The sequence below is a fragment of the Tepidimonas sp. genome (assembly GCF_036825565.1).
Taxonomy (GTDB): Bacteria; Pseudomonadota; Gammaproteobacteria; order Burkholderiales; family Burkholderiaceae_C; genus Tepidimonas.
Window position 1 is genome coordinate 1 of the sequence record NZ_DAISXZ010000046.1, and the last position, 17,681, is coordinate 17,681.

Consider the following 17,681-nt stretch of genomic DNA (forward strand, 5'->3'; position numbering starts at 1 on the left):
CAAGTGGACCGACAACAAGGGCGGGTCGCGCACCGACGAGGCCGTGATCGCTTGATCCCGCACGCCGGGCGCCCCGGGCCGCACCGCAGCGGCCCACCTAGGGCCAGCGGACCCGACGGCCCGCTGGCCTTTGCTGTCTAGGCGCCCCTCCAGCTTCCACAGGAACCGTCACCATGAGTTTCAGCCGCCGCGAGTTTCTTCAGGTACTGGCCGTCGCCAGCGCCTCTGGCATGACTATTGCCCACGAGGACGTCCTGGCCGCCAAGCCGGGCGCCGTCGGCCGCCTGTACGACGTGCCCAAGTTCGGCAACGTCAGCTTCCTGCATTTCACCGACTGCCACGCGCAGCTCACGCCGGTCTATTTCCGCGAGCCGAGCGTCAACCTGGGCGTCGGCGAGGCGCGCGGTCGTCCGCCGCACTTGGTGGGCGAGCACCTGCTCAAGCACTTTGGCATCCGCCCGGGCACGCACCAGGCGCACGCTTTCACCTATCTGGACTTTGCCCGTGCGGCCAAGACGTACGGCAAGGTCGGCGGCTTTGCGCACCTGGCCACGCTGGTCAAGATGCTCAAGGCCAGCCGCCCGCATGCGCTGCTGTGCGACGGAGGTGACACTTGGCAGGGATCGGCCACCTCGCTGTGGACCAATGCCCAGGACATGGTCGACGCCTGCAAGCTGCTGGGCGTCAACATCATGACGCCGCACTGGGAGTTCACCTTCGGCGCCAAGCGCGTGCAGGAGGTTGTCGAGAAGGACTTCAAGGGCCACATCGACTTCGTCGCCCAGAACGTCAAGACGGCGGACTTCGAGGAACTGGTCTTCCCGCCGTATGTGATCAAGGAGCAAAACGGCGTGTCGGTGGCCATCATCGGCCAGGCCTTCCCCTACACCCCGATCGCCAACCCGCGCTGGATGGTGCCGGACTGGACTTTTGGTATCCGCGACGACCACATGCAGAAGATGGTCGACGAGGCGCGTGCCAAAGGTGCCAAGGTGGTCGTGGTGCTGTCGCACAACGGCATGGATGTGGACATCAAGATGGCGTCGCGCGTGCGCGGCATCGACGCCATCCTGGGCGGTCATACGCACGACGGCATGCCCGCGCCGGTCATCGTCAAGAACGCCGGCGGCCAGACGCTGGTGACCAACGCCGGCTCCAACGGCAAGTTCCTGGGAGTGCTGGACTTCGACGTGCGGGACGGTCAGGTGCGCGGCTACCAGTACCGCCTGCTGCCGGTGTTTGCCAACCTGCTGCCGGCCGATGCCGAGATGGCGGCCTACATCGAGAAGGTGCGTGCGCCGTACAAGGCCAAGCTGGAAGAGAAGCTCGCGGTCACCGAAGGTCTGCTGTATCGCCGCGGCAACTTCAATGGATCGTGGGACCAGCTCATCCTGGATGCGCTGATGGAGGTCAAGGGGGCGGATGCGGCCTTCTCGCCGGGCGTGCGCTGGGGCACCAGTCTGCTTCCGGGCGATGTGATCACCTACGAGCGCATGATGGACCAGATGGCCATGACCTACCCGGCCACCACGCTCAACGAGTTCACGGGCGCCCAGATCAAAGAGATCATGGAGGACGTGGCCGACAACCTGTTCAACCCCGATCCGTACTACCAGCAGGGCGGCGACATGGTTCGCGTCGGTGGCATCCAGTACACCATCGACCCGACCGCACCGATGGGTCAGCGCATCCAGAACCTGACCCTTAAAGGCAAGCCGCTGGCCGCGGACAAGACCTATAAGGTGGCAGGCTGGGCCTCGGTGCAGGAGGGCGTGACCGGAACCCCAATCTGGGACGTGGTCGCGGGTTATCTGCGCGACAAAAAGGTCATCAAACCGGTGCAGATCAACCAGCCCAAGGTCATCAACGTCGGCGGCAACCCGGGCCTGGCGGCCTGAGCCGGCCAGCCCGAACGGTTGTGACCAAGCCCGCTTTGGCGGGCTTTTTGCTGCCCGGCTGTTCGCCCGGCGGGGTGCGTCGCTGTGCGGCGCCCCGCCTACAATTGCGCCACCATGCTCGATATCGCCACCCTGCGCCGCGACCTCGACGCTGTCGTCGCGCGGTTTGAGACCCGAAAGAATCCCCAACCCTATCTCGACGTCGCGGCCTTCAGCGCGCTCGAAAACGAGCGCAAGGCCCTGCAGGTCCGCACCGAGGAGCTGCAAGCCCGCCGCAACAGCCTGTCCAAGCAAATTGGCGTGCTCAAGGGCAAGGGCCAGCATGCCGAAGCCGAGGCCGCCATGGCCGAGGTCGCCCAGATCAAAGGTACGCTGGAGGCCTCCGCCGCGCGGTTGGAGCAGATCCAGACAGAACTGCAGACGCTGTTGCTGGCGGTGCCCAACCTGCCGCAACCGGAGGTGCCCGTCGGCCCGGACGAGAGCGGCAACGTGGAGCTGCGCCGCTGGAGCCCGGCCGCCGGCCTGGGCGGGTCGCCGACGGCGCTGCCGTTCGAGCCGCGGGACCATGTGACGCTGGGGGAGCGGCTGGGGCTGGACTTCGAGACCGCGGCCAAGCTCAGCGGTGCCCGCTTTGCCGTCCTGCGCGGGCCTATCGCACGGCTGCACCGGGCGCTTGCGCAGTTCATGCTGGATGTGCAGACCAGCGAGCATGGCTACACCGAGTGCTACACCCCGTACGTCGTCAATGCGCAGACTTTGCGCGGCACGGGGCAGCTCCCCAAGTTCGAGGCCGACCTGTTTGCCGCCAAGAAAGGGGGGGCCGAGGGCGACGAGGGGGCGATGTATCTGATCCCCACCAGCGAGGTGACGCTGACCAACTTTGTGCGCGACGCCATCTTGACCGAGGCCGAACTGCCGATCAAGCTGACCGCGCACACACCGTGCTTTCGCTCCGAGGCCGGTGCGGCCGGGCGCGACACCCGCGGCCTGATCCGCCAGCACCAGTTCGACAAGGTGGAGATGGTGCAGATCGTGCACCCGCAGCACAGCCACGCGGCGCTGGAGGAGATGACCGGCCACGCCGAGGCGATCCTGCAGCGGCTGGGGCTGCCGTACCGCGTGGTGCTGCTGTGCACCGGCGACATGGGGTTTGGCGCCGCGCGCACGCACGACCTGGAGGTGTGGCTGCCGGCGCAGGGCACCTACCGCGAGATCAGCTCGGTGAGCAACTGCGGCGACTTCCAGGCGCGGCGGCTGCAGGCGCGCTTTCGCAACGCGCAGGGCAAACCGGAGCTGGTGCACACGCTCAACGGCTCGGGCCTGGCGGTGGGGCGCGCGCTGGTGGCGGTGCTGGAAAACCACCAGAACGCCGACGGAACCATCACCGTGCCGCCGGCGCTGCGACCCTACCTCGGCGGGGCCGAGCGGCTGTAACGGCCGTCAGCGCAGTCCCGCCCCGGCGGCGTCGACGTCGCGCTGGATCAGCTCGATCTTGTAGCCATCGGGGTCGGTGACGAAGGCGATGACCGTCGTGCCGCCCTTGACCGGGCCGGGCTCACGCGTGATGGTGCCGCCGGCGGCGCGGATGCGCTCGCACGCCGCGTAGACGTCCGGCACGCCGATGGCGATGTGGCCGTAGGCGGTGCCCATTTCGTACTTGTCCACGCCCCAGTTGTAGGTCAGTTCGATCTCGGCCTGACCGGGGTTGCCCCCGTCGAAGCCCAGGAAGGCGAGCGAGTACTTGTACTCTGGGTTTTCGGAGGTGCGCAGCAACTGCATGCCGAGCACGCGGGTGTAGAAGTCGATCGAGCGCTGCAGGTCACCGACCCGCAGCATGGTGTGGAGAATGCGCATGGCAGACTTCCGTGGGCGTCACTGAATGCGGCCGAAGCTGGTGCGCAGCGGATCGATGCCGCCGCCCCCGCCTTTGCCCCCCCCGCCGCGGTTCTTGTTGCGGTTGCGGCGGCCCCGGTCGTTCAGGGCGTCGATGCCGGTGCGCAGCGGGTCCGGCTGGCGTGCCGGCCCCGCTGGTTGGGGTTTGCGGGCGCCTTCGCGCGGAGGGCGCGGCTGGGCGGCCGGGCCGCCATCCGAACGGGGCGGCTGGCCGCCGCTAGCAGCGTTGCCGGTGCCCCCGCCGGCACCTTTGGCCTTGCCGCGGCGGCGCCGGTTGCGGCTGCGCCGTCCTTCGGGGTCGATGCGGGTGCGCGGCTCGCCATCCGCACCCATGTCGCCGTATTCCGAGTCGATCGCATCGTCGTCATCCCGATCGGCCCGCTCCGCCGCCTCGGCGGCCGCGGACGCCTTTGGCGCGGGGCCGGCCTTGCGGGCGCGCATGCGGTCCAGCATCTCGCGCCGGGCGGCCTTGGCCGCTGCGGCCATGACGTCGCGGCTGGGGGGCTTGCCGGCACCGCCCCAAAGCACTTGGCGGCCCATGGCGGTGGGTTCGGCCTTCTCCCCGGGCTCGGGCATGAACTCCGGCAGCACCTGCACCGGGATCTGTTGCCCGGTGAAGCGCTCGATGGCCATCATCCAGCCTTCCTCGTCGAGGCTGACGAAGCTCAGCGCCTCGCCCTCGGCGCCGGCGCGGCCGGTGCGACCGATGCGGTGCACATAGTCCTCGGGCACGTTGGGAATGTCGTAATTGATGACGTGCGGCAGCTCCTCGATGTCGATGCCGCGTGCGGCGATGTCGGTGGCCACCAGCACGCGCAGCTGCCCGCTCTTGAAGCCATCCAGCGCCTGGGTGCGCGCGGTCTGGCTCTTGTTGCCGTGTAGCGCCATCGCGCTGATGCCTTGTTCGTTTAGGAACTGCGCCACCTGGTTGGCGCCGAACTTGGTACGCGTGAACACCAGCACTTGGTTCCAGCCGTTGCCGTCCAGCAGGTGCTTGAGCAGCGCCGTCTTCTTGGTGCGGCCCACGGGGTGGATGGTCTGGCGGATGCGCTGCACCGCGGTGTTGGGTGGCGTCACTTGGATGTGCCGCGGCTCGCGCAGCAGGCCGGCGGCCAGCGCCTTGATCTCGTCGCTGAAGGTGGCCGAGAACAGCAGGCTCTGCTTGTTTTCCGGCAGCAGCGCCAGCACCTTGCGCACGTCGTGGATGAAGCCCATATCGAGCATGCGGTCGGCCTCGTCCAGCACCAGGATTTCGACCTTAGACAGGTCGAGGTGGCCCTGATCGGCCAGGTCCAGCAGTCGGCCCGGCGTCGCGACCAGTATGTCCACGCCCTTGGCCAGCTTTTCGATCTGGGGATTGAGGCCCACGCCGCCAAACACCACCGCAGACCTGAGTTTGAGGTGCTTGCCGTAGGCTTTGACCGAGTCCTCGACCTGGGCGGCCAGTTCGCGGGTGGGAGTCAGCACCAGGGCGCGGATGGGGCGCGGCTGACCGCGCTTGGGCGTCTCGCCGCGCGAGGCGAGCCGATGCAGCATGGGCAGCGTGAAGGCCGCCGTCTTGCCGGTGCCGGTTTGGGCGCCGGCCAGCAAGTCGTGTCCGGCCAGCACGGCGGGGATGGCCTCGGCCTGGATGGGGGTGGGCGTCTCGTAGCCCTGCTCGCGCACGGCCTCGACGATGGCCGGCAGCAGTTGGAGTTCTTCGAATGTCATGTGAGGGTCGGGCGCCCATGCCGGGGCGCGCGGCATCGGCCCACGCCGTCGGATGCCGGATCGGTCGATCCCGCGCACCGGTCGAGCGGCTCAGTCAGGGGCAGATGGGGTCAGGGAGGTGAGCCGGGGCGCGACTGCAGGGCCCGGTCAACCAGAATTGTCGCATAACTGGGATAATTCGAGGAAACCCGGGCCGCGATCCCGGGACATTTTTTTCTCGATCCGTTGTTTTTCCGAAGGTAGCCCGCGATGGCCCAGTATGTTTTCACGATGAACCGCGTCTCCAAGACCGTGCCGCCCAAGCGGCAGATCTTGAAGGACATTTCGCTGAGTTTCTTCCCCGGCGCCAAGATCGGTGTGCTGGGGCTCAACGGCGCCGGCAAGTCCACGCTGCTCAAGATCATGGCCGGGGTGGACAAGGATTTCGAGGGCGAGGCCGTGCCCATGCCCGGCATCAAGATCGGCTACCTGCCGCAGGAGCCGCAGCTCAACCCCGACCAGACCGTGCGTCAGGCGGTGGAAGAGGGCATCGGCGGCGCGTTGGCGGCCAAGAAGCGGCTGGAGGAGGTCTATGCCGCGTATGCCGAGCCGGACGCCGACTTCGACGCGCTGGCCGCCGAGCAGGCGGAGCTGGAGGCCATCATCGCCGCCGCCGGCAGCGAGAACACCGACCTGCAACTGGAGCTGGCCGCCGACGCGCTGAACCTGCCGCCGTGGGATGCCCAGATCAAAAACCTCTCGGGTGGCGAGAAGCGCCGCGTGGCGCTGTGCCGGCTGCTGCTGTCCAAGCCGGACATGCTGCTGCTGGACGAGCCGACCAACCACCTGGACGCCGAGAGCGTGCACTGGCTGGAGCAGTTCCTGCAGCGCTTCCCCGGCACGGTGGTGGCGATCACGCACGACCGCTACTTCCTGGACAACGCGGCGGAATGGATTCTGGAGCTGGACCGCGGCATGGGCATCCCGTACAAGGGCAACTACTCCGAATGGCTGGAGCAAAAGGAGCGCCGGCTGGAGCAGGAGCAAAAGTCCGAGGACGCGCGCCGCAAGGCCATGAAGGAGGAGCTCAAGTGGGTACGCTCCAACGCCAAGGGGCGCCAGGCCAAGAGCAAGGCGCGTCTGCAGCGCTTCGAGGAGTTGAGCGACTACGAATACCAAAAGCGCAACGAGACCAACGAGATCTTCATCCCCGTCGCCGAGCGGCTGGGCTCGCAGGTCATCGAGTTCAAGAACGTCAGCAAATCTTTTGGTGACCGGCTGCTGATCGACAACCTGTCGTTCAGCGTGCCGGCGGGCGCCATCGTCGGCATCATCGGCCCCAACGGCGCGGGCAAGTCCACGCTGTTTCGCATGATCCAGGGCGTGGAAAAGCCCGACAGCGGCGAGATCATCATCGGCCAGACCGCCAAGCTCGCCTTCGTGGACCAGAGCCGCGACAGCCTGGACGGGAGCAAGACCGTGTGGGAGGATGTCTCCGGCGGGCTGGACAACATCACCGTCGGCAAGTTCGTCATGCCCAGCCGGGCGTATCTGGGCCGCTTCAACTTCAAGGGCAACGACCAGCAAAAGCGCGTCGCCGACCTGTCGGGTGGCGAGCGCGGCCGGCTGCACCTTGCCAAGACGCTGGCCAAGGGCGGCAACGTGCTGCTGCTGGACGAACCCTCCAACGATCTGGATGTGGAAACCCTGCGCGCGCTGGAGGATGCGCTGCTGGAGTTTGCCGGCAGCGCGTTGGTCATCAGCCACGACCGCTGGTTCCTCGACCGCATCTGTACGCACATTTTGGCGTACGAGGGCGACAGCCAGTGGTATTTCTACGACGGTAACTTCACCGAGTACGAGGCCGACAAGGTGCGCCGGCTGGGTGAAGAAGGGGCGCGCCCGAAGCGCGTGCGCTTCAAGTCGCTGGCCTGACCGTGGCTGCCGCGCCCGTCCCCGCTCCCGGTGTTTCGGCCGCTCCGCCCGGTGGTGGGTCCGACGTGCCCGCGGTCGAGGCGGCAATGCGCCGCTGGATCGATCGCGCCGTCATCGGCCTGAATCTGTGCCCGTTTGCCAAGGCGGTCTGGGTGAAGAACCAGGTGCGTATCGCGGTCAGCCAGGCGCGGCATTTGGACGCGTTTCTAGACGATCTGGATGCCGAACTGCTGCGGCTGCGCAACACGCCGCCCGAGGTGCTCGACACGACGCTGCTCGTGCATCCGACGCTGTTTCCGGATTTCTTCGTGTTCAACGACTTTCTGGACGTGGTGGACCGGGTGATCGAAGAGCACGGGCTGGAGGGGGTGATCCAAGTCGCGCCCTTTCACCCGGATTTCGTGTTCGACGGCGTCGATCCGGACGACATCACCAACGCCACCAACCGCGCGCCCTACGCGACGCTGCACCTGCTGCGCGAGGACAGCGTGGCGCGCGCCGTGGCATCGGGCGACCCGGTCGAGGCGATCGTCGAGCGCAATCTGGACACTCTGCGCCGACTCGGACCGCAGGGGTGGCAGCGCTTGCTCGGCGCGGACGAATGAGCAAAAATCCGCATTCTTGTCAGTTTTAGGTCAAAATGGCGAGAATGAAACCGGTCGATATCGATTCCGATTTGCCATCTGACGCCGAGTCGTACTACACCACGCTGGAGGTCGCCCGCATTCTGGGCATGGCCGTGCGCTCCGTCCAGTTGATGGTCGACCGGGGTGATCTGCAGGCGTGGAAAACCCCGGGGGGACACCGCCGTATCACCGCGTCGTCCCTGCAGCGCTGGCTGGCCCGCAGCCGCGCCGGGGTGGTCCCCCCAGCCGCATCGCGCACGGCGCGGCCGCGCCGAGGGGCAGCGCGCAGCGGCCGGCCGCCGCGCATCCTGCTCATCGAGGATTCTTCGCATTTTCAGCACCTGGTGCAGTTGCTGGTGCGCCAGCGCTTCCCCCGCGCCGAGTTGCATGTGGCGGGCGACGGGATTTCGGGTCTGGTGTCCTTTGGTCAGCTGCAGCCAGATCTACTGGTCGTGGACATCTTGCTGCCGGGCATCGATGGCGCATCGATGGTCATGGGCCTGCGCCGCCACGAGCTGTTTGGCGGGTGCGGGCTGATCGTGCTCACCTCGCTGGACGAGCAGGCGCGCCGCGATTATGCGCACGCGCTGGAGGGCGTCGCCGTGGTGCACAAGCCCGACCTCGTGCGCGATTTGCCGCCGCTGATCGAGCGGGCCTTGGGCGAGCGGTTGCGCGACACGGCCCCCCCTGCTGCGTCTGCGGCGGGCGATGCCCCCTCAGCGCGCCAGGGCAGACCAGTCGCCCGGCACCAGCCATAGCAGCCCGGCGGTCATGACCACGTAACGTGCGAATTTGCCCACGGCCATGTAGGCCACGCACGGCCAGAACGGAAACTTGAGCCAGCCGGCCACCGCGCACAGCGGATCGCCCACCGCCGGCAGCCAGCTCAGCAAACAGGCCTTGGGGCCAAAGCGTTCCAGCCAGTCCAGCGCGCGCAGATGGGTGGGCGAGCCGCGCGCGCGGTCGATGGCGGCGTGCGCGCCGTAGCCCATGGCCCAGCTGATGGCGCCGCCGATCGTGTTGCCGGCGGTGGCCACCAGCACCGCTGGCCAAAACAGCTCCGGATTGAGCTTGACCAGCGCAAACACCGCCGGCTCCGAGCCCATGGGCAACAGCGTCGCCGAGACGAACGCCACCACGAACACCGTGGTCAGGCCCACCTCGGGCAAGCTGAGGGTGTGCAGCAGGGGGATGATCCAGGTGTCCATCGGGCGGGGCGGAGGGGGGGCGGCGCGCAGTATAGGGGGTGGGCAGGAGCGCCGCAGGCGGCGGCTACAATGCTGCCTGTTTTTTGTGCAACCATGATGACCGCCGGTCTGGCCCTCGGGCCCCATACGCTGCCCAACCGCCTGTTCGTCGCGCCGATGGCCGGGGTGACGGATCGGCCGTTTCGGCGGCTGTGCAAGCGGCTGGGCGCCGGCTACGCGGTCAGCGAGATGATCACCTCGCGCCCGGAGCTGCAGGCCAGCCTCAAGACCGCGCGGCGCGCCAACCACGACGGCGAGCCGGGGCCTATCGCGGTGCAGATCGCCGGCACCGACCCGGCGATGATGGCCGAAGCCGCGCGCCACAACATCGACCGCGGCGCGCAAATCATCGACATCAACATGGGCTGCCCGGCCAAGAAGGTCTGCAACCGGTGGGCCGGCTCCGCCCTGATGCAGGACGAGGCGCTGGCCGCCGCCATCATCGAGGCGGTGGTGGCGGCCTGCGAGCCGCACGGCGTGCCGGTGACACTGAAGATGCGCACCGGCTGGTGCGACGCGGTGCGCAACGCCCCGCGGCTGGCGCGCATCGCCGAGGACGCCGGCGTGTGCATGCTCGTCATCCACGGCCGCACGCGCGCGCAGGGCTACGGCGGCGTGGCCGAGCACGACACCACGGCGTTCGTCAAGACCCTGGTGCGCATCCCGGTGGTGGCCAATGGCGATCTGGACGGCGCGGCCGCGGTGCGCCGGGTTCTGGCGCACACCGGTGCCGATGCGGTGATGATCGGCCGCGCGGCGCAGGGCCGGCCGTGGTTGTTCCGCGACATCCTGCACGAGCTGCGCACCGGCCGGCCGGCGCCGCCGCCCAGCACCGCCGAGCTGCGCGACTGGCTGCGCGAGCACCTGCTGGACCACTATGCGCTCTACGGCGAGGCCGCTGGCGTGCGCAGCGCGCGCAAGCATCTGCTGTGGTACTTGCGTGCGCTCGGCGGGCCGCTGGCGGCGCAGCAGCGGCTGCGCGCGGCGGTGATCGCCGCCGCGCGGGCCGAGCAGCAGCTGCAGGCGCTGGAGGCGTTCCTCGACGAGCGCGACGCCGCGCCGCCCGGCGCGGCCGTCGCGCTTGCCGAGGCCGAGGCTGTGCTGGCGGCCTGAGGTCACACCGATCCCGATACCGCTTCCGACCCCGACCCGATATGGATGCCCAGTCCCCCCACCTGCCCGACTGCGTGCGTGCCAGCCTCGGCGCCTACTTTGCGACGCTCGGTGACACCGAGCCGGCCAACCTGCACGAGATGCTGATCCGCGCGGTGGAAAAGCCGCTGCTGGAGGTGGTGATGGCGCGCGCGGGCGGCAACCAGTCGCGCGCCGCGCAGTGGCTGGGCCTCAACCGCAACACGCTGCGCAAAAAGCTGCTCGAGCACGGCCTGCTCGACGGCTAACGGCCGGCCCCGATTCACCGCAACCGTCCCCGAGGATCCCCGATGATGAGAGCCCTGATTTCCGTCTCCGACAAGACCGGCGTGCTGGAGCTGGCGCGCGAGTTGCACGCGCTGGGCGTGCAGCTGATCTCCACTGGTGGCACCGCCCGCCTGCTGGCCGAGGCCGGCCTGCCGGTCACCGAGGTGGCCGACGTGACCGGCTTTCCGGAAATGCTGGACGGCCGCGTCAAGACGCTGCATCCCAAGATCCACGGCGGGCTGCTGGCGCGGCGCGACGTGCCGGCGCACATGGCAGCGCTGGCGCAGCACGGCATCGCGCCGATCGACCTGCTGGTGGTCAACCTCTATCCGTTCGAGGCCACGGTGGCCCGGCCCGGCTGCACGCTGGCCGAGGCAATCGAGAACATCGACATCGGCGGGCCGGCGATGGTGCGCTCGGCGGCGAAGAACTGGCGCGACGTGGCCGTGCTGACCGACCCGGCGCAGTACGCCCCGGTGCTGGCGGAGCTCAAGGACGGCGGGCGCCTCAGCGACGCCACGCGCCTTCAGCTCGCCGTGGCGGCGTTCAACCGCATCGCGCAGTACGACGCCGCGATCAGCCAGTACCTGTCGGCGCTGGATCTGTCGGCCGGCGTGCCGGCGGCCGAGGCCGAGCCGGCGCGGCGGCCGTTTCCGGCCCAGTTCAACGCTTGCTGGACCAAGGTGCAGGACCTGCGCTACGGCGAGAACCCGCACCAGCAGGCCGCCTTCTACCGCGACCCGGACGCGCCGGTGGGGTCGCTGGCCACCGCACAGCAGCTGCAGGGCAAGGAGCTCTCGTACAACAACATCGCCGACGCCGATGCGGCGTGGGAGTGCGTCAAAGGCTTCGAGGCGCCGGCCTGCGTCATCATCAAGCACGCCAACCCGTGCGGCGTGGCCGTGGGCGCCACTGCGCTGGAGGCTTACCGCAAGGCGTTCCAGACCGACCCGACCAGCGCCTTCGGCGGCATCATCGCTTTCAACCGCCCGCTGGACGGCCAGGCCGCGCAGGCGGTGGCGCAGCAGTTCGTCGAGGTGCTGATCGCGCCGGACTTCACGCCCGAGGCGCTGGCGGTGTTCAAGACCAAGGCCAACGTGCGGCTGCTGCGCATCGCGCTGCCGACCGATGTGGCGGCCACGCGCAACCGGCTGCACCTGCAGCGCGTCGGCGGCGGCGTGCTGGCGCAGACCGCCGACCACCACGTGCTGCGGCCCGAGGATCTGCGCGTCGTCACGCGCCGCCAGCCCACCGCGCAGGAGCTGCAGGACCTGCTGTTTGCCTGGGCGGTGGCGCAGTACGTCAAGAGCAACGCCATCGTCTTCTGCAAGGACGGCATGACGATGGGCGTGGGCGCCGGGCAGATGAGCCGGCTGGACTCCGCGCGCATCGCCAGCGTCAAGGCGCAGGCCGCGGGCCTGAGCCTGCAGGGCACGGCGGTGGCCAGCGATGCGTTCTTCCCGTTCCGCGACGGGTTGGACGTGGTGGTGGACGCCGGCGCCACCTGCGTCATCCAGCCGGGCGGCTCGGTGCGCGATGCCGAGGTGATTGCCGCCGCCGACGAGCGCGGCGTGGCGATGGTCTTCACCGGTGTGCGCCACTTCCGCCACTGACGGCGGGTGGGCCCCGATTCAGTGGCCCAGGGCGAACACGGCCGGCAAATCGAGCGGCAGGGTGGGCGGCTGGCGGCGCCAGTCGGCCACGCGCGCGCTGTGCACGGCTTGCGTCGGCAGACCCAGGCCACAGGCCAGCGCCAGCCGCGTGTCGGGTTGCAGCACCTGCAGCGCGGTCTGCAGCAAGGCGGCGTTGCGGTAGGGCGTTTCGATGAAGATTTGGGTCTGGGCCAGCCGGCGTGCGGTGGCTTCCAGCTCGCGCAAGCGCGCCGCACGTTCCCCGGCGCCCTGCGGCAGGTAGCCGACGAAAGCGAAGTGCTGGCCGTGGCAGCCGCTGGCGGCCAGCGCCAGCATCAGCGACACCGGGCCCGTCAGCGGCACCACGCGCAGGCCCAGGGCGTGGGCGGCGCGGACCACGGCGGCTCCGGGGTCTGCGATCGCGGGCATGCCGGCCTCGCTCACCAAACCGATGGCGTGGGCCTGCAGCGCCGGCGCCAGCCATTCGCGCGCCTGGGCTTCTGCCCCCCGGTGGCGGTCGCCGTGTTTGTGCCAATCGCGCGGCAGTTCGGTGATCGTGTGCTGCTGCAGCGGGGCCGAAAGGGGCTGCACCGCCTGCACGCGCTTGAGGAAGGCGCGCGTACTCTTGGCGTTTTCGGTGATCCAGTGCGTCAGGCGGGCGGCCGTCGCCAGGGTCGAGGCGGGCAGGGCGTCACGCACGTCCGGCTGCGGGGCGCAGCCAAAGTCCAACGGCGTCGGCACCAGGTAGAGCGTGCCGGGCACCACTGCGTCGGGTATTGCGGCCTCGGGGGCGGTCGGATTCATGGCAACGTCACCCCGGCGCCGCGCAACAGCCGCGCAGTGCGAATCAGCGGCAGACCGACGAGCGCGCTGGGGTCGTCGCTGACGATGCCCTCCAGCAGCGCGATGCCCAACCCCTCGCTCTTGGCGCTGCCGGCGCAGTCGTAAGGGCGCTCGGCGAGCAGATAGCGCTCAATTTCTGCATCGCTCAAGTCGCGAAAGCGCACCTCCACCACCGCCAGATCCTCCGCCGCGTAGCCGCCGGCTTTGCAGACGATCGCCAGCGCGGTCTGAAAGCGCACTGTCCGCCCGCGCATGGCGCGCAACTGCGCCACGGCGCGCTCGTGCGTCCCGGGTTTGCCCAGCGCGGCACCATCCAGGTCCACCACCTGGTCGCTGCCGATCACGATGGCCTGCGGGTGCCGTTGGGCGACGGTCTCGGCCTTGGCACGGGCCAGGCGTTGCGCCAAGCGGGCCGGGGATTCGCCCGGCAGGGGGGTCTCGTCCACCTGGGGGGCGACGGTTTCGAAGGGCAGGCGCAGCCGCGCCAGCAGCTCGCGCCGGTACGGCGAGGTGGAGCCCAGGACGATGGGCCGGGGCTGGGCAGGGGCAAAGGTCTCCATGGCGGTATTGTCGCCGCCGTCGCGCTATGCTTGGCTGCGTCAGGTGGGGTGAAGCGGGCGCCCGAGTGGGCCCCATCGTCATGGCGGATGGGACGGTATGGACGAGTCGATGCAAGACGACAGCGGGACAGACGCCGGCACCGGCGCTGCCGGAGCGCCGTGGCATGCGCTGTGCCGCAGCGCCGACTTGGCCGAGGGCGGCGAGGCGGTGCCCTTCGACGTGCGCTACCGGGGCCAGACGTGCCGGGCTTTTGCCATTCGCTACGGGGGCGCCGTCTATGCGTACCTCAACCGGTGCAGCCATGTGGCGATGGAGATGGATTGGATGCCCAACCGCTTTTTCGACCTGACGGGGCAGTTTCTGGTCTGCGGTGCCCACGGGGCGCTGTTCGAGCCGCACACCGGGCGTTGTGTGGGCGGCCCGGGTCGGGGGCCTCTGGTCGCCATCCCCGCGCGTGAGCACGACGGGGTGGTCTTTTGGCAGTCACAATACGACCTGCAACCCGTTGTCTTTTGACCGCCATGATGCCATCCGAATCCCCGCCGACCGCGCAAGCGGGCGCCTCCGACGCCACGCCGTCGTCTGCCTCGCAGGCCGATCCTGTCGGTCCCGGGTGGGAGCGGGCACTGCTGGAGAAGCTGGCCTTCGCGGCCCTGCAGGAACAGCGGGCCGCCCGGCGTTGGCGCAACGTCTGGCGGCTGGTCTGGCTGCTGGCGTTCGGGGCCGTGGCGTGGCTGCTGTACCGCGACGTCGTGCCGCCCGCGCCCTCCGCCTCCCCGCACACGGCGCTGATCGAGCTGCGCGGCGAGATCGGGGCGGACACCGAGGCCAGCGCCAGCAACATCCTGTCGGCGCTGCGTTCCGCGTTCGAGGATCCGGGTGCGCAAGCCGTCGTGCTGTTGATCGACTCGCCCGGCGGCAGCCCGGTGCAGGCCGGCATCATCAATGACGAGATCTGGAGCCTGAAGGCGCAGCACGACAAGCCCGTCTATGCCGTGGTGGAGGAGACCTGTGCCTCGGCCGCCTACTATGTGGCCGCGGCGGCAGACCGCATCTATGTGGACAAGGCCAGTCTGGTGGGCAGCATCGGTGTGCTGATGGACGGCTTTGGCTTCACCGGGCTGATGGAGCGCCTGGGGGTGGAGCGGCGGCTGCTCACCGCGGGCGAGAACAAGGGTTTTCTGGACCCGTTCAGCCCGCAGACGGCGCGCCACCGGGCCCATGCGCAGCAGATGCTCGACGACATCCACCGGCAGTTCATCGACGTGGTGCGCAAGGGCCGGGGTGAGCGCCTGAAGGAGACCGAGGACACCTTCAGCGGTCTGGTGTGGACCGGCCAGCGCGCGGTCGAAATGGGGCTGGCCGACGACTTTGGCAACCTGGATTACGTGGCGCGCGAAGTCGTCAAGGCCGAAGACATCGTGGACTACACCCAGCGCGAAAGCGTGGCGGAGCGGCTGGCGCGGCGGTTTGGCGCCGGCGCGGCTGAGAGCGCGTGGCGCGTGGCGCGCGGGGCGTGGCCGGCGTGGCGATGAGGCCGGGGGCAGCACCGGGCCGCATCCTGATTGTTGGCGGCGGCATGGCCGGGTTGGGGGCAGCGCTGGCCTGCGCCCAGGCGCGGCCCGACAGCGACATTGCCCTGCTGGAGCGGGCACCGAGCTTTTCGGAGGTGGGCGCGGGCATCCAGCTCGGCCCCAACGCAGTGCGGGTTCTGCACGACTGGGGCCTGCGCGACCCGCTGGCGGCCGTGGCTGCCTTTCCGCAGCGGCTGCGCGTGCGCGCGGCGCACGGCGGCGACGAACTGGGCGAACTGGCGCTGGGCCAGCGCGCCCGCCAGCGGTATGGCGAGCCCTATGCCACCATCCACCGCGCCGATCTGCACGGCCTGCTGCTGGCCGCGCTGCAGGACGCGACGGGCGTCGCCCTGCACAACGGCGAGGCGGTGGTGGCCCACGCCGAGCGGGCCGATGGCGTGGAGGTGCGCACCGCTGCCAAACGCTGCTGGATGGCAGATGTGTTGCTCGCGGCCGAGGGGGTCTGGAGCCCGACCCGCCAGCGGCTGCTAGGGGATGGTCGGCCGGTCTTCAGCGGCCATTTGGCGTACCGCGGGCTGGTGCGCATGGCCGATCTGCCCGCGCGTCTGCGCGCGTCCGAGGTCGTCGCCTGGCTGGGGCCGCGTTTGCACGGCGTGCATTACCCGGTGCGCGCGGGGCAGTGGCTCAATGTGGTGATGGTGGTCGAGGGGCCACTGCCCCCTACGGATGCCGAGGGCTGGGACCACGAGGCCCACGCCGTGCACCTGCGGGCCGCGCTGGGGCCGGTGCACGCCGATCTGGAAGCGGTGCTGCACGCCGTCCTCCACTGGCGCCTGTGGCCACTGCATGCGCGCGAGCCGATGCGCGGGCCCCACGAGCACACGCGCGGGCGCGTGGCGCTGCTCGGCGATGCGGCGCATCCGATGCGCCCCTATCTGGCGCAGGGAGCGGCGATGGCCCTGGAGGATGCCTGGGCGCTGGGCCGGCTGCTGCGCGCGCAGCCAGCGGGGCAGGTGGATTGGTCCGGATGGCTGGCGCAATGGGCCCAGGGGCGCTGGGCCCGTAATGCCCGGGTGCAGGCGCGCTCGCGCCGCAACGGGGTCGTGTTCCACGCTCGCGGGCTCATGCGCTGGGGGCGCGACCGGGCCATGGCCTTGCTGGGCGAGCGGCTGCTGGATCAGCCGTGGCTCTATGATGGGCCGCCCGATCCGCTGGCGCCTCGGGGGGCGTTCTGACGCTCGAACCCGAGGGGCCAACGTCGATCCCGATCGCCTTGCATGAAGCCTGCACCCCGCCCCATCCGCATGGATCGGGACTCCGCGCCCGCCGGGTCGTCGCTGCTGCGCCGCCGCCTGCTCCAGGGGGTGGCCTGGGCGGCGGGGGGGCTGCTGCCGCCGGGTTGGGCCATGCCAGCGGCGACCCCGCCCCGGTGGCCGGTGCGCCCGGTGCGCTTGCTGGTCGGTTTTCCGCAAGGGTCGTCGCCGGACGAGATCGCGCGCATCGTCGTCGAGCCGCTGTCGGCCGTGCTGGGCCAGCCGGTCGAGGTGGAAAACCGCCCGGGCTCCGGCGGTCAGGTCGCGGCCACCGCCGTGGCCCGCGCGGAGGACGACCACACCGTGGGTCTGATGCCCAGCGGGCATCTGACCGTGGCGCGGCTGATGCAGCCGGCGCTCGGCTACGACCCCTTCACCGATTTGCAGCCGGTGTCGCTGGTCGCGACCGCGCCGCTGGTGTTGTGCATCTCGCCCCAGCTCGAGGTGCGGGGGGGCGCAGCGTTGCGCGCCGTGCGCACCGCGGGTATGGCCTGGCAATACGGCAGCCCAGGGGCGGGTACGCCGTTCCATCTGGGCATGGAATTGCTCAAGGCCGCGGCCGGCTGGCAGGTGCTGCATGTACCCTATCCCGGCAATCCGCAGGTGATCAACGCGCTGTTGCAGGGCGATGTGCAACTGGCGCTGCTGCCCCCTTCGCTGACCGTGCCGCACTGGCGTGCCGCCAAGCTGCCGGCCGTGGCGCTGACCTCTGCCAAGCGCAGCGCGTTGCTGCCTGGGGTGCCCACGCTGGCCGAGCGGGGCGTGCGGGGCTTCGACTTCGAGCACTGGTATGCCATCGCCGCCCCGCGGGGCCTGGCCGGCACGCACGTCGATCGGCTGGCGCAGGCCCTGGGCCGGGTTTTGCGCGACACTCGCATTCAGCGGCGGCTGCAGGCGCAGGGCTGGCAGGCGACGGGGTCAACCCCCGCGGCCTTGGCGCGGCGCGTGGCCCGCGACGTAGACCGCTTGCGCCCGCTGATCGAGCGCCAGCACATCCGGACCCCGTGACATGGATGCCGTAACCCCCGCCCCCGCCCCCTCGGCCCCGCCGAGCCTGAAACTCTCGCCGTGCCCCCCGGTGGAGCACGGCA

At 69.8% G+C, this 17,681-nt stretch carries 17 protein-coding genes; 12 read left to right on the forward strand and 5 right to left on the reverse strand.

The features are described from left to right. The first annotated feature begins 173 nt into the window (after positions 1 to 173). Positions 174 to 1,898 (forward strand): thiosulfohydrolase SoxB, encoded by a 1,725-nt coding sequence (soxB, locus tag V7026_RS07440; protein WP_334154772.1) that lies wholly within the window; start codon positions 174 to 176, stop codon positions 1,896 to 1,898. Between the two features lie 114 nt (positions 1,899 to 2,012). After that, on the forward strand, positions 2,013 to 3,332 hold the full coding sequence (gene serS / locus V7026_RS07445; RefSeq protein ID WP_334154773.1) for a serine--tRNA ligase: 1,320 nt from the start codon (positions 2,013 to 2,015) through the stop codon (positions 3,330 to 3,332). 6 nt (positions 3,333 to 3,338) lie between these two features. Here serS and gloA read toward each other — a convergent pair whose 3' ends face one another. Then, positions 3,339 to 3,752 carry a lactoylglutathione lyase gene (gloA, locus tag V7026_RS07450; protein ID WP_334154774.1) on the reverse strand — a complete coding sequence of 138 codons (414 nt, stop codon included), beginning with the start codon at positions 3,750 to 3,752 and terminating at the stop codon, positions 3,339 to 3,341. Positions 3,753 to 3,770: 18 nt separating this feature from the next. Beyond that, a complete protein-coding gene (locus tag V7026_RS07455; protein WP_334154775.1) occupies positions 3,771 to 5,501 on the reverse strand; it encodes a DEAD/DEAH box helicase in 1,731 nt (576 codons plus the stop codon). Positions 5,502 to 5,750: 249 nt separating this feature from the next. Between V7026_RS07455 and ettA the strand changes: the two genes are divergently transcribed. The 3 genes from ettA (at position 5,751) to V7026_RS07470 (ending at position 8,799) form a co-directional block, all read left to right on the forward strand. Continuing rightward, on the forward strand, positions 5,751 to 7,415 hold the full coding sequence (ettA, locus tag V7026_RS07460) for an energy-dependent translational throttle protein EttA (protein ID WP_334154776.1): 1,665 nt from the start codon (positions 5,751 to 5,753) through the stop codon (positions 7,413 to 7,415). An 86-nt stretch (positions 7,416 to 7,501) separates the two neighbouring features. Further along, positions 7,502 to 8,020, forward strand: a complete 519-nt coding sequence (locus V7026_RS07465) for a DUF1415 domain-containing protein (protein WP_334154777.1) — start codon at positions 7,502 to 7,504, stop codon at positions 8,018 to 8,020. A 44-nt stretch (positions 8,021 to 8,064) separates the two neighbouring features. Continuing rightward, positions 8,065 to 8,799, forward strand: coding sequence for a helix-turn-helix domain-containing protein (locus V7026_RS07470; RefSeq protein ID WP_334154778.1), 735 nt, complete (start codon positions 8,065 to 8,067; stop codon positions 8,797 to 8,799). Here V7026_RS07470 and V7026_RS07475 read toward each other — a convergent pair. Next, positions 8,758 to 9,249, reverse strand: a complete 492-nt coding sequence (locus V7026_RS07475; protein ID WP_334154779.1) for a YqaA family protein — start codon at positions 9,247 to 9,249, stop codon at positions 8,758 to 8,760. The genes V7026_RS07470 and V7026_RS07475 overlap by 42 nt on opposite strands. 93 nt (positions 9,250 to 9,342) lie before the next feature. Here V7026_RS07475 and dusB point away from each other — a divergent pair, with 93 nt between their 5' ends. The 3 genes from dusB to purH are packed head-to-tail and all read left to right on the forward strand — an operon-like array spanning position 9,343 to position 12,320. Further along, positions 9,343 to 10,401 (forward strand): tRNA dihydrouridine synthase DusB, encoded by a 1,059-nt coding sequence (gene dusB, locus V7026_RS07480; RefSeq protein ID WP_334154781.1) that lies wholly within the window; start codon positions 9,343 to 9,345, stop codon positions 10,399 to 10,401. A 41-nt stretch (positions 10,402 to 10,442) separates the two neighbouring features. Continuing rightward, positions 10,443 to 10,688 carry a helix-turn-helix domain-containing protein gene (locus V7026_RS07485; protein ID WP_334154782.1) on the forward strand — a complete coding sequence of 82 codons (246 nt, stop codon included), beginning with the start codon at positions 10,443 to 10,445 and terminating at the stop codon, positions 10,686 to 10,688. Positions 10,689 to 10,733: 45 nt separating this feature from the next. Beyond that, positions 10,734 to 12,320: a bifunctional phosphoribosylaminoimidazolecarboxamide formyltransferase/IMP cyclohydrolase gene (gene purH / locus V7026_RS07490; RefSeq protein WP_334154783.1), complete on the forward strand. Its 1,587-nt coding sequence runs from the start codon at positions 10,734 to 10,736 to the stop codon at positions 12,318 to 12,320. Between the two features lie 18 nt (positions 12,321 to 12,338). Here the strand turns inward: purH and V7026_RS07495 are convergent, their stop codons facing one another. Beyond that, positions 12,339 to 13,142 (reverse strand): SAM-dependent methyltransferase, encoded by an 804-nt coding sequence (locus tag V7026_RS07495; RefSeq protein WP_334154784.1) that lies wholly within the window; start codon positions 13,140 to 13,142, stop codon positions 12,339 to 12,341. Further along, positions 13,139 to 13,741, reverse strand: a complete 603-nt coding sequence (locus V7026_RS07500) for a Maf family protein (protein ID WP_334154785.1) — start codon at positions 13,739 to 13,741, stop codon at positions 13,139 to 13,141. The genes V7026_RS07495 and V7026_RS07500 overlap by 4 nt, the downstream gene beginning before the upstream one ends. Before the next feature lie 109 nt (positions 13,742 to 13,850). Here V7026_RS07500 and V7026_RS07505 point away from each other — a divergent pair, with 109 nt between their 5' ends. From V7026_RS07505 to V7026_RS07520, 4 genes are read left to right on the forward strand one after another with little or no spacing between them, the layout of a single operon-like run. After that, entirely contained in the window at positions 13,851 to 14,258 is a 408-nt protein-coding gene (locus tag V7026_RS07505; RefSeq protein ID WP_334154786.1) for a Rieske (2Fe-2S) protein, read from the forward strand. A gap of 8 nt (positions 14,259 to 14,266) precedes the next feature. Further along, positions 14,267 to 15,277 carry a S49 family peptidase gene (locus V7026_RS07510; protein WP_334154787.1) on the forward strand — a complete coding sequence of 337 codons (1,011 nt, stop codon included), beginning with the start codon at positions 14,267 to 14,269 and terminating at the stop codon, positions 15,275 to 15,277. Then, entirely contained in the window at positions 15,274 to 16,512 is a 1,239-nt protein-coding gene (locus V7026_RS07515; RefSeq protein WP_334154788.1) for an FAD-dependent monooxygenase, read from the forward strand. Before V7026_RS07510 ends, V7026_RS07515 begins: the two co-directional genes overlap by 4 nt. A gap of 42 nt (positions 16,513 to 16,554) precedes the next feature. Beyond that, entirely contained in the window at positions 16,555 to 17,598 is a 1,044-nt protein-coding gene (locus V7026_RS07520) for a Bug family tripartite tricarboxylate transporter substrate binding protein (protein ID WP_334154789.1), read from the forward strand. Positions 17,599 to 17,681 lie beyond the last annotated feature (83 nt).

Coding starts and splice junctions, on each gene's coding strand:
- soxB (WP_334154772.1), top strand. CDS start 174: ATGAGTTTCAGCCGCCGCGAGTTTCTTCAGGTACTGGCCGTCGCCAGC.
- serS (WP_334154773.1), top strand. CDS start 2,013: ATGCTCGATATCGCCACCCTGCGCCGCGACCTCGACGCTGTCGTCGCG.
- gloA (WP_334154774.1), bottom strand. CDS start 3,752: ATGCGCATTCTCCACACCATGCTGCGGGTCGGTGACCTGCAGCGCTCG.
- V7026_RS07455 (WP_334154775.1), bottom strand. CDS start 5,501: ATGACATTCGAAGAACTCCAACTGCTGCCGGCCATCGTCGAGGCCGTG.
- ettA (WP_334154776.1), top strand. CDS start 5,751: ATGGCCCAGTATGTTTTCACGATGAACCGCGTCTCCAAGACCGTGCCG.
- V7026_RS07465 (WP_334154777.1), top strand. CDS start 7,502: ATGCGCCGCTGGATCGATCGCGCCGTCATCGGCCTGAATCTGTGCCCG.
- V7026_RS07470 (WP_334154778.1), top strand. CDS start 8,065: ATGAAACCGGTCGATATCGATTCCGATTTGCCATCTGACGCCGAGTCG.
- V7026_RS07475 (WP_334154779.1), bottom strand. CDS start 9,249: ATGGACACCTGGATCATCCCCCTGCTGCACACCCTCAGCTTGCCCGAG.
- dusB (WP_334154781.1), top strand. CDS start 9,343: ATGATGACCGCCGGTCTGGCCCTCGGGCCCCATACGCTGCCCAACCGC.
- V7026_RS07485 (WP_334154782.1), top strand. CDS start 10,443: ATGGATGCCCAGTCCCCCCACCTGCCCGACTGCGTGCGTGCCAGCCTC.
- purH (WP_334154783.1), top strand. CDS start 10,734: ATGAGAGCCCTGATTTCCGTCTCCGACAAGACCGGCGTGCTGGAGCTG.
- V7026_RS07495 (WP_334154784.1), bottom strand. CDS start 13,142: ATGAATCCGACCGCCCCCGAGGCCGCAATACCCGACGCAGTGGTGCCC.
- V7026_RS07500 (WP_334154785.1), bottom strand. CDS start 13,741: ATGGAGACCTTTGCCCCTGCCCAGCCCCGGCCCATCGTCCTGGGCTCC.
- V7026_RS07505 (WP_334154786.1), top strand. CDS start 13,851: ATGCAAGACGACAGCGGGACAGACGCCGGCACCGGCGCTGCCGGAGCG.
- V7026_RS07510 (WP_334154787.1), top strand. CDS start 14,267: ATGCCATCCGAATCCCCGCCGACCGCGCAAGCGGGCGCCTCCGACGCC.
- V7026_RS07515 (WP_334154788.1), top strand. CDS start 15,274: ATGAGGCCGGGGGCAGCACCGGGCCGCATCCTGATTGTTGGCGGCGGC.
- V7026_RS07520 (WP_334154789.1), top strand. CDS start 16,555: ATGAAGCCTGCACCCCGCCCCATCCGCATGGATCGGGACTCCGCGCCC.